We start from the raw sequence: 15,736 nt of genomic DNA, 5'->3' as shown, positions 1-15,736 counted from the left end.
CGTCGAAGTCGTTCTTGAACAGCAGCTGGGGGACGGTTCTCAGCCCGGCCGGGGGTGGGAGGTGGTGCGGTCCCGCATCGCGACCCCGGCCGTGTGGAGGGAGCTGTGCGGCGGGAAGGTCAGCGCCTCATCGCCGCCGTGGGGTGGGCTACCGGACCGGTTCCGTCCCGTGGGGCTGGCAGCGTGTCCCAACCACAGTGGTGTTGGGACAGCGATGCCGTGCTGCGTGCAGGCGGTCTTCCTGCGGGGGTGGCTCGCGGCGCGGTTCGGGTCCGCAGCCGTGCATGCCGCCATCACCTGCCGTGAGACGGGTGCTGGCCGGATGGGTCGCCGGCGCGTGCTGGGTTCTGGGATCCGTGCGGGCGGTCACCTGTTGGGCCGTGACCGGCCCGGGTGGATCGCTGTATGTGGCCGTCGTCCTCTTGTGGTCCGTTCAGCGCCGGAGCTGCTTCGCCGTGCGGCTGGCCGCTCTGCGCTCTGGCCGCTGGGGGAGGTGCTACGGCGGGCCTGGTGCGGTCATCTGCTCTGCCGTGACCGGCCGGCCGTACGCGCTGTTCCTGTGCCGGGCCCGCTGCTGCGCGACCGTGGTGGGCCTCGCCGGCTTGTTCTGCGTACGGGTGTCCGTACGGACTGCGCCCGCGGGCCGTGACCAGCCGGACGAGCCGTGCACGTGCATGCTGTTTGCTGCCCGGCTTTTGGAGCTCTGCCCGCCGCGGACCTGCGGCGGTGGACTCCCGCTGTCCGTCTGCCATCTGGGCCGGAGGCGCTCCAGGGTTCCTGCAATGGCGGGTTCGCCCCATGGGCCTGCGGGTGTTGGGGTGGTCGTAGCGGGTCCGGCGTGGTGGAGCTGCTCGTGCGGGGATGCGGGCTGCCGTAGCTGCGCCGTGGGCACGTCGTATGCCGTCCGTCGTCGTTTGACCGTGGGTGCTGCTGATGGAGTCTGGGCGGTGGGCGCTTGTGCTGCCGTGGCTTCTGCCGTGTACGTGATCGTTGCCCGTCCGCCCGTCCGCCCGTCCGCCCGCCCGTCCGCCCGTCCGCCCGCCCGTCCGCCCGTCCGCCCGCCCGCCCGTCCGCCCGCCCGTCCGCCCGTCCGGTGTGTGCGTGTCGGATGGGGGTCCGTTGAGCGTGCTCCTTGCGCGGGCGTGTGGTGCTGTCGGGGGTGGTCGCTCGTCCGCTTCGTCGCAGCGGCGTGGGGTGGCGCCCGGGGGGCCTGGTGGGTGGGGGTGTCTGGGGGTGGGAGTGTCTGTCTGCCTGGCCGCCGGGGTGGGTGGGGGCGGCCAGGCGGGGGGGTCAGGTGGTGGTGACGGTGGAGTGGAAGACGGGGTGGTTTTCCTGGTGGCCGGTGACGGTGACGTGGCCGGGGGCGGTGAGGGTGGCGTCGATCCAGCAGGGGGCGTCGAGTTCGGCGTAGTGGTGGAAGGTGGTGGCGATGGCGGTGGGGGTGAAGGTGCCCGGGGGGTGGAGGCCGCAGGCGGCCTGGCGGGCGGCTTCGACGAGGACCATGCCGGGGTGGTGGTCGCCGGTGTGCTCGAAGAGGATGGGGTGGCCGAGGTCGGGGCTGAGTTCGAAGCGGCCGGGCCGGCCGGTGGGGGCGAGGACGACGTCGAAGTCCAGGAGGCGGCCGGCGGCCGCGGCGGGCAGGGGGGTGCGGCGGGGCAGGGGGCGGGAGGGGGCGAGGATGCCGCGTTCGCCGCGCAGGCGGCGGTAGGTGGCGTTGGTGACGCAGGAGAAGCGGGCGGTGCCGGTGCCGGTGAGGTGGCCGTCGCGGTGGATGTCGACCTGCAGGTGTCCGGAGAACCGGCTGCCTTTCCACGCGAAGTCGGTGCAGGTGGCGGTTAGTTCGAGGTCGCTGGGGGTGCGGCCGATCCGCAGCCGGCCGGGGCGGGAGGTGAAGTCCAGGCTCCACAGCAGGACGTTGTGGTCCAGGGGGACGCCGTAGGCGGCGTGGCAGAGGTAGAGGCCGACCTGGCGGACGGTCTCGCCGACCTGGACGGGGTCGTGGCTGGTGCCGTCGGCGCTGGTGAAGAAGGTGTGGGCGCGGGGCCACTGGCCGGTGAGGGAGAAGGTGTCGGCGCCGGTGCGTTCGCAGCCGGTGAGGAACACCTCCGCCAGGGAGCGGCGGTGGACGTACTCCCGGGGCACGGTGGTGGTCAGCGCGCGGGCGTCGTTGCAGCGCATCCACGGCTGCTCCTGCTTCTGCCCCGTGCCGGGGGCGGGCAGGGGGAGGGGCAGGGGCAGGACGGGCGCGTTCTGGGCAATCGTCAGCATGGTCATGGACCTTCTCCCGCAGAGCCGTTCGACAGATGGGACGGGACGGGTAGCGCTCGCGACACGCAAGATACGTACTCTCCGGTTTTGTTTGCAAGGTCCTCAGCCGGTACGGATGTCGAAGCCCCCGCTCCGTTCGTGGTCCGGCGCGGCCCATTTGCGGGGGGCGGTGTGACGTCGACCAGCGGATACCGCGGCCGGCCGGCTGCGGCGGGCGGCGGGCCGCGGGCTGTGTGTGGTGGGGGAGTTCTTCGGGTCGAATGCGCTGGTCCGCAAGGGAGTTGGCATCTGCTGTTCAGTCGTCCCGCCCTGGACAGGCCCCGGCCCGGGCGGGGCCGGCGTCCGGTTGGGGGGTGTGGGGGCGGTGGGGTGCGGGGCGGGGGCCGGAAACCATTGGCATGCGGGGCGGGGCGTGCCAGACTCGGGGCCGCCGCCGGTGAATCAAGAACCGGATGGGCGGTTTGGAAATGCGGGGTGTGGACCACCGGTCGCGCCCTGTCGCCGTCATAACCGCCGCCTGTCTGGAGAGCTGTGAGATGAACCCTCGTCAGTGCCCTGTCGATGAGCCTGAGATGGTCCCGTGCGCTGAGGCCCCGGAGGGGGGCGGTCTCGTCCCTGAGGTGGTCGGCCTGCCCGGGGTGGTCGGCTTCGCTGAGGTGGTCGGCCTCTCTGGGGCCGGCGGTGGCGCCGGGCTGGCCGGCAGTCCCGAGAGCGTCGATGGCGGCGAGCCGGCCGCCGTGCCCGAGCTGGCCGGCGTCGCCGGGCTGGCCGCCGTCGTCGGGATGCCTGACGGCGCCGGGCTGACTGACGGCGTTCAGTCGACCGGGGGCGCGGGGCCGGCCGGGGTCGGCGGGCCAGCTGACGTCGCTGGCTTGGCCGGGGCTGCTGAGATCCCTGACGTTGCCACGATGCCTGGGCTGGCCGTGGGTGCTGAGGTCGCCGCGAGCGCTGGGACGGCGGGCGTTGCCCAGGTCGCCGGCACTGCCGGGACACCCGACGTTCCCGAGGCTGCTGGGCGGGCCGAGGTCGCCCACAGCGCAGGGGCTGTCGAGATGCCCGCGCTGGCCGTGGATGCTGGGATCGCCCGGGCTGCCGGGGTTGTTGAGATTGATGCTGCCGGTGGGGATGTGCATGGTGAGGCGGCGCGGATCCGGGAAGGGGGGCCTGCGGTGGCGGTGGTGCTGCCGGGGGGTGTGCGGGCGTGGGCGGTGAACCGGCAGGCCGACATACGGCGGCTGCTGGTGGACCCGCGGGTCTCGAAGGACGCCTACCGGCACTGGCCGGCCTGGATCGACGGTGAGGTCGGCGCGCAGTGGCCGCTGGCGATCTGGGTGTCGGTGCAGAACATGATCACCGCCTACGGTCACGAACACGCCCGGCTGCGCCGCCCCGTGGCGGGCGCGTTCACCGCCCGCCGGGTGGCCGCGATGAGACCCAGGATCGAGGAGATCACGGAGGGTCTGCTGGACCGGCTGGAGGCGGCCGAGCCGGGCGGGGCGGTGGACCTGCGCGCGGAGTTCGCCCATGAGCTGCCCACCCGGATCGTCTTCGAGCTGTTCGGGATCCCGGAGCGTTCCTGGGCCCCCCTCCACAAGATCATCAAGGGGTTCTTCGACACCGGTATCAGCGCCGAGGACGCCCGGCAGAACGCCGCCGACCTCGATGTGACCATGGCCGACCTCGTCGCCCACCGCCGCGCACACCCCGGCGACGACCTCACCAGCGCCCTGATCGCCGCCCGCGACCACCCCACCGGCGCCGACCCCGGCACCCGGCCGGATACGGACCCCGGCGCGCATGCGGCTGCCGGTGCGGCGCCGGGTGCGGGTACCGGCGCGGATGCGGCTGCGGGCCTGGGTGCGGGTCTGGGTGCGGGTGGCTGCCCCGTCACCGCCGCGGCCGCGGCCTCGGCCGCCACCGGGCCCCGTATGGACCTGGGTTCGGGCGACGGTGTGGCTGCGGGTGTCGGCCCGGAGGCGGGTATCCGCACCGCCGCCGCCACTGGGCCCCGTACGGGTGCGGCTGCGGCTGCGGCCAACGGTGTGGGTGTGGAAGCCGGTTCGGGTGCGGGTGCCGGTCCCGTCACCGCCGCTGCCACCGCTTCTGGTTCCCGTATCGACGCGGGCGCGGGGATCGGCGTACCGGCGGGCGTGGGTGCGGGTGCCGGTCCGGAGGCGGGTGGCTGCCCCGTCACCGACACTGCCGCCGCCAGTGGCTCCCGTACGGGATCGGGCGCGGGCGACGCCGTGGATGCGGGCCCGGGTGCGGACCCCGGTGCGGGCACCGGCGTAGCCGCGGAGGCGGGCCCGGAGGCGGGAGCCTGCCCCGCCACTGCCACCGCCACTGCCGACGCCTCCGCCGTCTCTGCTCCCCGTACGGGTGAGGGCGCGGGCTACGGCGTGGGGGTCTGCCCTGTCAGCGGTGGTGTTTCTGGTTCGGGTGGGGGTGGGGAGGTGCGGCTCAGTGAGAAGGAGTTGGTCGACAATCTGATTCTGCTGTTCACCGCCGGTTATGAGACCTCCGCGAATCTGATCTGCACCGCGCTGTATGAACTGCTGGCGCATCCGGAACAGTTGGCGCTGGTGCGGGAGGGGCTGGCGTCGTGGGAGGACGTGGTGGAGGAGGCGTTGCGGGTGCAGGCGCCGGCGTTCTACGGGCTGCTGCGGTTCGCGGTGGAGGACATCGACATGGGGGAGGGGGTGGTGATCGGGCGCGGGGATCCGATCATCGTGTCCTTCGGGGCGGCCGGCCGGGACCCGGCCGTGCACGGCGCGGACGCGGCCCGCTTCGACGTGACGCGCTCCACGCGCGGGCAGCATCTGTCGTTCGGGTTCGGCACGCACCACTGCCTGGGCGCGACGCTGGCGCGGGCGGAGTGCGCGATCGCGCTGCGCCGGTTCTTCGAGCGGTTCCCGCGGGCGGTCCTCCAGGAGCGGTGCGGGGCGGGGGAGTTGGCACGGGTGGAGTCGTTCATCTCCAACGGGCTGCGGGAGTTGCCGGTGCTCCTCGCCCCGGAAGGCGGTACTCCGGTGGCGGGATGAGCGGGTGGGCGGCCCGCGCCCGGCGTGCTTGAAAACAATCGGACCTTCTGGTTGGTTTTAATGGGGGTGGCGGATCCGGCTCGCGCGGATCCGCCAGGCAACGGCCCATGGACAACGGAGGCACCCGTGGCACGGCAGGAGCGTGCGGTACGTACGCGACGCGCGATCTTGGAAGCGGCGGCGGCGGTCTTCGACGAGCGCGGTTACGACGCCGCCACCATCGCGGACATCCTCGCCCGGGCGGGCGTCACCAAGGGGGCCCTGTACTTCCACTTCGCCTCCAAGCTGGAACTGGCCCAGGGGGTCCTGGACGAGCAGTTCGCCGAGGGCGGGGTGCCCGAGCGGGAGAGCAAGCTGCAGGAACTGGTGGACGTGGCGATGGTTTTGGCGTTCCGGATGAAACGCGACCCGATGCTGAGCGCGGGTGCGCGGCTCTCGCTGGGGCCGGGGATGCGTGACATCTTCGGCGGGGGATCGGTGCCGGGCTGGATCGAGTTCACGCGCGGGCTGCTGGCCAGGGCCAAGGAGCAGGGCGAACTGCTGCCGCACGTCGACCCGGCCGAGACGGCGTGGATCCTGTCGGCGTGCTGGACCGGGGCGCAGATCTTCTCCCAGACCCTCAGCGACCGGGAGGACATCGAGCAGCGGGTCGCCGCCGTCTATCAGCACATCTATCCCTCGATCGCGACGCCGGCGGTCCTGGCCAGACTCGACATGGCCACCGACCGGGGGGAGCGGGTGGGGGCGGAGATGGGCATCTCCGTCCTGCCCGGGGCCGGGCAGGGGCCGGGGGCCGGGGTTGGTGCCCGGCCGCAGCCGGCCCTGTCCTGAGGCCGCCCCCGGCCGCTCCGGGCCGCCCCGGGCCGCCGGGTTCGGGGCTTCCGCTGCCGGCCGGGCCGCCGGACGCGCGTGGGCTCGTACCCGGGTGGTACGCCGGGACGTACGGGGCGTGCGGCGGGCACCGGCCCCGTACGGCGCGGGCGGACGGCCTCAAGGCTGGTGAGCGGGGCGGGTGTTCGGGGTATACGGCCTGAACGGCCGGGCAGGAGAGCCCCGGAGGGCCCGCTGCCGGCGGCGGCCGGCGCGGACACCGGGCCCGCTGCCGCAGGGGCGGGCTGCGCGGGCGGCGGCCCGGCGCTCCGGGGCCGGCGCTCCGGGGCCGGGGCTTCGGTCCTGGGTTCCGGTGCGGCTCCAGCGGGACGCGAGCGGGACTCCGGTGGTCCGGCCGAGCGTGGACCGCGAAGATCTTCTATCCCACAGGTGCAAACCGCGTTGGCGGTTTGTGGAGACTCCATGGCCAAGCAGGAGCGCGGCGAGCGGACGCGTGAAGCCCTCGTGCGCGCGGCGGCGGAGGTGTTCGCCGGGCAGGGGTACGTCGCCACCTCGATCGCGGCGGTCAGCCGGCAGGCCGGGATCAGCGCGGGCGGGCTGCACTTCCACTTCGCGAGCAAGCCCGCGCTCGCGCAGGCCGTCCAGGACCGGGCCGGGCACGCGCTGCGGGCGGTCACGGCCGTCGCGGGCGAGGCCGCGGCGGGGCGTGGTGCGGACCGGCTGCAGGTGCTGGTCGACGCCTCCCACGCGCTGGCGGCGCTGCTCGCCGGGGATGTGGTGGTGCGGGCCGGGTTCGGGCTGTGCGCGGATCCCGCCTTCGCGGGTGAGGTCGACCTGCGCCGCCAGTGGCGGCGGTGGGTGGAGCAGACGGTGGCGGCCGCGGCCCGGGAGGGCTCCCTCGCGCCGGGCCTGCTGCCCGCGGACGCCGCCCGCCTGGTGGTGGCCGCCACGGTCGGCCTGGAAGTCCTGGCCGCCGGCGAGCAGGAGTGGGTCGCCCCCCGCACCCTGACCCGCCTGTGGGCCCTGATCCTGCCCCGCCTGGCGGCGGATACGGTCCTGGACGCGCTGATGCCGCAGGGGTCGGGGGTGGGTGGGGCGGTGGGGAAGGGTGCGGGCCCAGGTGTGCGTGAGGGTCTAGGCGTCGGGCCGGGCGCGGGGGCGGGAACGGGCACCGGTACGTGCGTAGGCGCAGGCGCGGGGGCAAGTACGTGCCCTGGTGCGGGCAGCGGAGCGGGCCCGGGCGCGGAGTTGGGCGGCCCGGGTACAGGAGGGAGCCCTGGTACGGGCGTAGGCGCCGGCCCGACCTCAGGAGTGCAGGCGGGGCCCGGCACAGCCGCAGCCACAGGCACGGGTGCCGGCCTGAGCGCGCGCCCAGGCGCAGGGGCGGGGGCTGGGGCGGGCTCCGGAACGGGCCAAGGCTCAGGGACGGGGGGCCCAGACACAGTTGAGGGAACGGGCACAGCCCCGGATACACGCACAGGCGCGGGCGCGGCCAGCGGGGCGGGCCCGTGCGCGGAGCCTGGCGGCCCGGTCGCAGGGGCGGGCTCTGGAACGCGCGCAGGTGCTGGCTCCGGCGTAGGAGCGGAGGCAGGTACGGCCACAGCCGCTGGTGCGGGCGCGGGCGCAGGTATGTGCACGGGCGCGGGCGCCGGAACGGGCCCGGAGGCAGAGGCAGGCAGCCCAGGTGCAGGCCCGGGTACGCGCACAGGCGCCGGCCCGACCCCGGAAGTGCAGGCGGGGCCGGGCACAGCCGCCACCACAGGCGCGGGTGCGGGCCTGAGCACGCGCCCAGGCGCAGGCGCAAGGGCTGGGGCGGGCACCGGAACGGGTCAAGGCCCAGGGACGGGCGTCCCGGGCACAGTTGAGGGAACGGGCACCGGCACCGGTGCGGGCCCGGACACACGCACAGGCGCGGGGGCGGGCGCAGGTAGGTGCACGGGCGCGGACAGCGTGGCTGGCCCGTGCGCGGAGACGGGCGGTCCGGGCGCAGGAGCGGGCCCTGCAACGCGCGCAGGTGCTGGCCCAGGCACAGGAGCGGAGGCAGCCGCAGCCGCAGCCGCAGGCGCGGGAACGGGCACAGGCGCGGGAGCCGGAACGGGCCCGAAGGCAGGGGCGGGCGGCCCAGGTGCAGGTGCGGGCAGAGGTGTTGGCCCAGGCGCGGGAGCGGAGGCGGGTACGGCCACAGTCGCAGGCGCGGGCCTATGTGCGCAGACGCTGGAGTAGGGGCGGGCGAAGGTACGGGCACGGACGCGGGCACCGGAACGGCTCGGGGCAGGGATGGGTGCTCCGGGCGCAGATGCGGGTACTGGGACAGGCGCAGGCGCTGCCGCGGACACAGGAGCGGCCACGGCCACGGGCGCGGGAATGAGCCCAGGCGCGAAGGAGTGGGCGTCCCAGGCGCAGGAACCGGAACGGGCACGTGTGCACGCGCGGGCCCAGAGTCGGCCTGGCTGCAGCTCCTGTACAGGCCACGGGCGAGGGCGTTGGGACGGGTGTCGGTACGGGACCGGGCCCAGATGCGGAATCCGGAACAAACGCTTGCATGCGTACGGGCACAAGCGCCAGCTCGGGCGCAGGCCCTGGGTACGGCGCTGGTACGGGGTGCCGGTCCGGGACCGGGTGGCCCCGGCGCAGAATCCGGAACGGGCGCTTGCGCGCGTACGGGCACAGGCGTCAGCCTGGGCACAGGCCCTGGGCGCGAGCGCTGGTACGGGACCGGGCGGCCCAGGCGTAGAAACCGGAACGGCCACGTGCACGCGCATGGGCGCAAGCACCAGCACGGGCACGGGCGCCGGTCCGGGCTGTCGGTACGGGACCGAGCGGCCCCGGCGCAGAAACCGGAACGGGCGCCTGTACGCGGACGGGCACAGGACCCGGCCTGGACGCAGGACTTGGGCCGGCCACGGGCGCGAGTGCTGGGAGGGGCCCTGGCGCGGGTGTCGGCACCGGATCGGCCCTGGGTGCGCCGCCACCCCGGCCCGCGCCCCAGCCCCCGCCCACAGACCAGACCGAGCGGTCTCTTTACAGCCCGGAAACCGGGCCCCTGTGGCCCTCGTCGAGCACCCGTCAAGCCTCGCCCAGTCCTCCCGCCGCCACCCATGGGGATCTCAAATGCCAGCTCACGCACACTTTCTGACGTTCCGTAGGAGCTGACTGACCGCCAAAACAGCGCGACCGGTTTGATATTGACAAACCGCCGGTCCTGTTTTCTACTGGCTGTGCGACTCATCCACGGACAGGGGAGTACGGCGTGGACATCGATGTACTGGGCGCTTTGGCCGTGCGGGAGAACGGAGTCTCCATCACGCCGACCGCTCCCAAGCCGCGGCAGGTCCTGGCCCTCCTGGCCCTCCATGCCGACCAGGTGGTGCCCGTATCGGCGCTGATAGAGGAACTGTGGGCGGGGGAGCCCCCGCGCAGTGCCCGCACCACCCTGCAGACCTACGTCCTGCAGTTACGCGCCCTGATCGCCACCGCCCTGGAACCCCCCAGAGCCGGCGACCCCCACGCCACCCCCGGCCCGCCCGCCGCAAGCGGCGCGGCCTCAGCCGCCGGTATGGGCATGGCGGGGGCGGGGCGGCGGCCGGGCGCGCGGACCGCGAAGGACATCCTCGTCACCCTGCCCGGCGGCTACCTCCTGAGCAGCGGGGGCGGAACCCTCGACGTCCGCGAGTTCGACCGCCTCGCCGGGACCGGCTACCGCGCCATGGACGCCGGGGACTTCCCCGGCGCCGCACGCCTGCTGCGCGAAGCGCTCGCCCTGTGGTCGGGGCCGGCGTTCGCCGACGTCCAGGGCGGCGTCCAGCTCGACATGGAGACCCGCCGGCTGGAAGAGACCCGCCTGTGCGCGCTCGACCAGCGTATCGAGGCCGACTTGCGGCTGGGCCGCCACCGCGAACTGCTCGCGGAACTGACCGTACTGGTCACCCGTTACCGCACCCACGAAAACCTCCACGGCCAGTTCATGCTCGCCCTGCACCGCTCGGGCCGGCGCGGCGAAGCCCTCGACGTCTACCAGCGGCTGCGCGCCACCCTCGTACGCGAACTGGGCCTGGAACCCTCCGTGGCCCTGCGCCGCCTGCAACGCTCGATCCTCATGGCCGGCCCGGAGAACCCGGCCGAGACCCACGCCGAACCCGGCGGCGAACGCCTCGTACGCGTCTGAGCACGGCCACCGGTGGGGCGTCTGCCCCGGGGGTGGGCGGGGTACGGGCTCCGCGGAAGCAGGGCCGGGCCCGCGGGTTCGGAAGCGGAAGCGGAACCAGGCGCGGGGCGCGGGAAGCCGGAAGCGAAAGTGCGGCCGGACCGGGGCCAGGGATGGGACCGGGACGGGTTCCATGCCAGCGGGATTACCGACGGCACCGGGTCCGGTCTCAGGGGACCGGGACCAGGGCCTGGTTCCAAAGACGCGGGAGAACGACACCGGAGTCCGGGGCTACGGACGGGACCGGGACCGGCGTCGGATCCAGGACAGCGAGACCACAGACGGGACCGGGCTGAGACAGGGTCCGGGTCCAGGGGACCGGGGCCACGGACCGGGACGCGACCGGCGTCCAGGCCCAGTGAGCCGGGACCACGGACGGGAACGGCAACGGCGCAGGGTCCCAGAGCAGCGGGACCAGGAAAGGGAACCAGGCCCAGCACCGGGACCGGGGACCGGGAGGCAGCTTCGGGGGAGTGGGACCCCGAAGGGCCCGCAACCGGCACCAGGTTCCAGAGCAACGGGACCAGGTACGGGACCGGCCCCAGGACCGGGTCACGACCGAGGCCGGGTCCCGCGGGATCGGGTCCGAGGACGGGACCCGGGACCGGGGAACGGGAGCAGGCCCGGGACCGCGACCGAGCCCAGAGACGGGACCGTGCCCAAAGACGGGACCGAGCCCACGGACGGGCCCGGCCCCAGAAGCAAGGCAGGGGTTCCGGGAAACCCGTAGCTCCGGTTACGGCCCCCCGGGGCGGGCAGCCGGAACAAGGGACAAGGAAGGGCAAGGAACAAAGGCAATAGAGACAAGGAACAAAGGGCAAGACGCAGCAAACGAGGGGGTCGGGGGACTGTGTCGGTGGCGAGAGGAGACGGATCGGTGCAGGAGAGGTCTGAACGGACCCGGAGGCGGCTGGTCTGGGCCGGGGCAGAGATGTTCCACCGCAACGGATACGCCCACGCCACCCTCGGCGAGATCGCCGCCGCGGCCGGGGTCACGAAGGGGGCACTGTACTTCCACTTCGCCTCCAAGGAAGAACTCGCCGAGGCCGTCCAGCAACGCGGCACCGCCCTCCTCCACGACGCGGTCCGCGCCCTGCGCGAGGACGGACTCTCCCCGCTGCAGGCCCTCATCGACATCACCCACTGGCTCGCCTGGACCCTCCACGAGGAACCGGCCATCCCCGCCAGCTTCCGCATCACCAAGGAATGCGGCGGCACCGGCCCCCGCGGCTGCGCCGGCACCCGCCCCGCCGTCGTCGACTTCCACGCCGCCTGGCTCTCCGCCGTCTGCACCCTGCTGCGCCTGGCCCGCGATGCGGGCGAACTCCCCGCCTCCGGCCGCCGCTGGGAAAGCGCCCAGGCCCTCGTCCAGGCCGCCGCCTGCGGCATCGAGACCATGGCCGGCACCGGCATGTCCTACGGAGAACTCCGCGGCAAGGTCGCCGCCCTGTGGACCCTGCTCCTGCCCGGCCTGGTACCCGAGGGCCGCGAACGCGACTACCGCACCGGAGCCGAACTCATCGAAGCCGAAGCCACCCGCACCGGCTGGTAACCCACCCCGCCCGGCCGCCCGGCCGCCAGCACCCGCCCACACCGACCGCCACACGGCGATCCCCCCGGACCGGCCGGCAGCCGAGCACCACCCCGGAACACCCCCCACCCGGCCCCCGAACCGGCCAGCCCCTCACCCGCGCCAAACGCCGCTGTACACACACCGCCACCAGCGCCCGCCCCGCTCCACGCGGTGCGTCACCCCGCCGGGCCCCGCGCAACGGCCGGCCGCCGCACCTGCCAGGGGCTACCCTGCGCACAGCGGCAACCAGCCCGGCCCGCCCGAGCACTACGCGCCGACAGCAAGCGGCAGTTGACTACCCCAGCCCACCCCCGCACGCTCCCGGCCCGCTCAGGCCCGGCGCGCGAGCGCCGCATCCCCACACCAGCCGCCAGCCCGGCACGACCGCACCCTGCTCAGGCCGCGTCCTACGTTGCCCCTGGCGGCCGGTAGCCGAGTACTGCGGCGTGGCCCCGTACGGCCGGGACCCCCAACTGCTGAGCGCGCGCACCGGATGAGCGCCGCGCACCACGCCCGTAGGGCGGCATCGTGCAGCCCCGCAGACCCCGAGATCCAGGTCCAGCCACGTCCTACCTCCCCCTGGCGGCCGGTAGCCCCGAGGGCTGAGGTGTGCCCCCGTACGGGCGGGGCCCCGCGCACCACGGCCCGCAGGACGGCACTGTGCGGGCCCGCACAGGCCAGGTCCCGGTCCGGTCGAGTCCTACGTGCCCCTGGCGGCCGGGATGGTCCCGTAAGGGCGGGCCCCGTGCATGCTGAGCGCGTCATGCAGCCCGTGGGGCGGCATCGTGCGGGCCCCGTAGCCCCATGGCCCATGGTCCGGCCGAGTCACTACGTGTCCCTGGCGGCGGAGATGGTCCCGTACGGCTGAGAACCTGCACCGGCTGAGCGCGCACCGCGTAGCGCGGCCCTGCAGGCGCAAGGCCCTTGGTCCTGCTGAGTCGTACGTGTCCCGGGCGGCCGGCAGCCGGGTAGTGAGGCGTGGCCCCCGTACGGCCGGGGCCGAGCCGGATGAGCGCGCCGGGGGAGCCGCGTACCACCGTCCGCAGGGCTGCCTCGCAGGCCCCAGACCCCTGGTGCGAGCGTTACAAGCCCATGAGGGGACGGTGGTTGGGGCGCAGTTGTCGGATCCCCGGGTCCTGCGGGTGTTGGCTCTCCTGACGTGTGCCCGTGGCTGGCAACCTGGTGCCGCGGAGCGCCACGTACGGCCCTGAATCCCCAGCCGGAGCTACGCTCCCCGGTTCTTGTCGTGCCCCCCCGGACGGGTGTCATGTAGCCGTGCGAAGAGGGCAGTTGGGAGCGGAAGTGTGATGTCCCACGGCTCCCAGGCCCCGGATTCCGGGCAATCCGCAGGTGTATGCCACCAGTTGACAAATCCGCGGTGTCCAGCGGCGCTGCGCGCCCCCGGATCCCTGCGGCATGCGTCCGGCGGAGCCCTGCGACGGGTCCGCTGCCCCAGGGGCAGGCGGCTAGGGGCGGCCGCGCCGGGGCCCGCGTACTAACGCTCCCGCGCCCCGCCCCCGTTCAGTGTCTCGGCCAGCCGATGTCGTCGTCCGGGCCTCGGCCCGGGCCGTGGGAGTGGTGGCTGTCCGGCACCGGGGGAGTGCGGGGTGCTTGTGCCGGTGGCCTCATCGTCGGCTCCAAGAAAAGGGCTGGGATACGGGCACGGTGGAGAGTCTGCCTCGGTCTGGTCGAGGACCGCTTGAGGAATGCATGAAGCCCGCACGGGGCCGGGACGAGATCCGCACGAGAGTCGCACCAGAGACGGACGGGCCCGGCATGAGACCCGCACCAGTCCCGCACGAGAGCGGCATGAGATCCGTATGAGGGCAGGTCAGAAGGGGTGGCAAAGGTTTGCCGGAGCCTTGCCGCCGCCCCTACGCTCGGTGCCCGTTCCCGACAGATTCCTTGCCCGCCGCCCCGCAGACCCGCCAGCCGCAGACCCGGAGCCCCGCAGACCCGGAACCCCGTGCACCCACCGGCCGCAGACCCGGAGCCCTGCCGCCCCGCAGACCCCGAGACGCGGAACCTCGCACAGTCACCGAGCGCAGACCCGGAAGTCCGCAGACTCGCAGGCCCGGAGTCCCGCCGACCGCACACCCGCCGCCCCGCAGACCCGGAACCCCGCAGGCCCGCCGACCGCAGGCCGGGAGCCCCGCCCACCCACCGCCCCGCCCGCCCACTCGCCCCCGCCCCGCCGACCCCAGGGACCCTCATGCTGCGACAGCCCGCGTTCGGACACCGCCTGCGCAAACTCCGCCTCGCCCAGGGCCTGTCGCAGACCGCCCTGGCCGGCGAGGGCATGTCCACCGGCTACCTCTCCCGCCTGGAATCCGGCGCCCGCCGGCCCACCGGACGGGCCGTGGACTACCTCGCCGGCCGCCTCGGCCTGCAGCCCGCCGACTTCGCCGAACCCGCCACCGGCTCCCTCGCCCACGCCCTCACCCTCGCCGCGTCCACCGGCTCACCCGACGCCGCCGAACCCCTCAGCCAGGCCCTGGCCGCCGAAGGCCACGAAAACCCCGTACTGCGCTGGCAGGCCCTGTGGATCCTCGCCCGCGCCGCCCGCCTCCAGGGCGACCACCCCCTCGAACGCGACCGCCTCACCCGCCTGACCGCCCTCGGCGACGACGTCGGCCTCAGCGAACTGCGCGTACGCGGCCTGACCCGCCTCGCCCGCTGCCTGCGCTCCCTCGGCGAGATCACCCCCGCCCTGGAAGCCGCCGTCGAAGCCCACCGCATCGCCGTCCACGACAGCCTCGGCGTCGAGGACCGCGCCACCGCCCTGCTCGCCCTGGTCTCCGTCCAGGCCGAAGCCGGCCGCACCGCCGAGGCCCGCACCCACGCCGACCAGCTCACCGCCCTCGTCGAAGGCCGCCGCGACACCCTGTGGGCCGAAGCCATGTGGACCGCCGCCGCCATCCGCATGCGCCAGGGTGACCACCCCGCCGCCCAAGCCTGCCTCGACGACGCCCTCGCCCGCTTCAGCAGCCGCGAGGACCTCACCCTGTGGATCCGGCTGCGCCTGGCCGCCGGCCGCCTGCACCTGCAGAAAACCCCCGCCGACCCCGCCCAGGCCCAGCACCGCGCCCAGGAGGCCGAAGCCGCCCTCGCGTTCGTCGGCACCCCCGCCCTGCGCCAGGACCTCACCGCTCTCAAAGCCGACCTCGCCTACGCCACCGGCCGCTACGACGACGCCCGCACCCTCCTGGGCGAACTCGCCGCCGACCGGCCCCGGATGACCTACCGCGGCCAGGTACGCCTGGAAATCCTCCGCCACCAGCTCCTCATCCTCGCCGGCGACCCCACCGGCATCCAGGGCCTGCGCACCCTGGCCCAACAGGCCCAGGCCGACACCAACATCGACCTCGCCGCCGAAATCTGGCGCGTCCTGGCCGACGCCCTCACCGAAGCCACCCACCCCGGCCACGCCACCCACGCCCCCCTCCCGACCACCCCCGCCCCCGGCCACGCGGGCACCGACGCCCCCGGCCGTGCCGACGCTCCCGGCCACCCGGGCACCGACACCCCCGCCCAGCCGGGCACCGACGCTCCCGGCCGTGACGCCGACTACGTCGGCCTCATCGACGCGGGCCTCACCGGCTGACCCCACCCGCCCCCGCCGGGCCCGACGCCTCACACCATGGCGGAACTCCGGCCGTACCGGCCCCCGGGTCGGCCGCGGCCGCCGCAGCTGCGCAGGCCCGTCCAGCGCACCCAGCTGCACCTTCGACTCCGTCGACACCGCTCACCCCGCCCGCGCGAGCGACCCCAGCCACCGAGGCCCCGTTCATCCAGGGCCATACCGGCCACCCCGGCGGC

The 15,736-nt window shown here is 74.5% G+C and carries 7 protein-coding genes; 6 read left to right on the top strand and 1 reads right to left on the bottom strand.

Going from position 1 to position 15,736, the window contains the following annotated elements; all coding sequences use genetic code 11:
- Positions 1–1,290 precede the first annotated feature (1,290 nt).
- A complete protein-coding gene (locus ABZ873_RS13350; RefSeq protein ID WP_360869789.1) occupies positions 1,291–2,274 on the bottom strand; it encodes a ScbA/BarX family gamma-butyrolactone biosynthesis protein in 984 nt (327 codons plus the stop codon).
- Positions 2,275–3,437: 1,163 nt separating this feature from the next.
- On the opposite strand from ABZ873_RS13350, the gene ABZ873_RS13345 reads away from it, so the two are divergent.
- The 6 genes from ABZ873_RS13345 (at position 3,438) to ABZ873_RS13320 (ending at position 15,521) form a co-directional block, all read left to right on the top strand.
- Positions 3,438–5,309 carry a cytochrome P450 gene (locus ABZ873_RS13345; RefSeq protein ID WP_360869786.1) on the top strand — a complete coding sequence of 624 codons (1,872 nt, stop codon included), beginning with the start codon at positions 3,438–3,440 and terminating at the stop codon, positions 5,307–5,309.
- Positions 5,310–5,435: 126 nt separating this feature from the next.
- Entirely contained in the window at positions 5,436–6,140 is a 705-nt protein-coding gene (locus ABZ873_RS13340; protein ID WP_360869783.1) for a ScbR family autoregulator-binding transcription factor, read from the top strand.
- A 462-nt stretch (positions 6,141–6,602) separates the two neighbouring features.
- Positions 6,603–8,363, top strand: a complete 1,761-nt coding sequence (locus ABZ873_RS13335; protein ID WP_360869781.1) for a ScbR family autoregulator-binding transcription factor — start codon at positions 6,603–6,605, stop codon at positions 8,361–8,363.
- A 1,027-nt stretch (positions 8,364–9,390) separates the two neighbouring features.
- Positions 9,391–10,305 (top strand): AfsR/SARP family transcriptional regulator, encoded by a 915-nt coding sequence (locus ABZ873_RS13330; RefSeq protein ID WP_360869778.1) that lies wholly within the window; start codon positions 9,391–9,393, stop codon positions 10,303–10,305.
- A gap of 916 nt (positions 10,306–11,221) precedes the next feature.
- The gene (locus ABZ873_RS13325) at positions 11,222–11,896 is read left to right on the top strand and encodes a ScbR family autoregulator-binding transcription factor (RefSeq protein ID WP_360869775.1); all 675 of its coding nucleotides are present in this window, start codon (positions 11,222–11,224) and stop codon (positions 11,894–11,896) included.
- 2,233 nt (positions 11,897–14,129) lie between these two features.
- Positions 14,130–15,521 (top strand): helix-turn-helix transcriptional regulator, encoded by a 1,392-nt coding sequence (locus ABZ873_RS13320; protein ID WP_360869772.1) that lies wholly within the window; start codon positions 14,130–14,132, stop codon positions 15,519–15,521.
- The last annotated feature ends 215 nt before the right edge of the window (positions 15,522–15,736 follow it).

The organism is Streptomyces sp. NPDC047014, from assembly GCF_040644195.1.
Taxonomy (GTDB): domain Bacteria; phylum Actinomycetota; class Actinomycetes; order Streptomycetales; family Streptomycetaceae; genus Streptomyces.
The sequence above is the reverse complement of the archived record's forward strand: the minus strand, read 5'-3'. Positions and strand labels throughout refer to the sequence as shown.

What these genes read in the sequence shown, in the direction of transcription:
- ABZ873_RS13320 (WP_360869772.1), top strand. Translation starts at nt 14,130, where the DNA reads ATGCTGCGACAGCCCGCGTTCGGACACCGCCTGCGCAAACTCCGCCTC.
- ABZ873_RS13335 (WP_360869781.1), top strand. Translation starts at nt 6,603, where the DNA reads ATGGCCAAGCAGGAGCGCGGCGAGCGGACGCGTGAAGCCCTCGTGCGC.
- ABZ873_RS13350 (WP_360869789.1), bottom strand. Translation starts at nt 2,274, where the DNA reads ATGACCATGCTGACGATTGCCCAGAACGCGCCCGTCCTGCCCCTGCCC.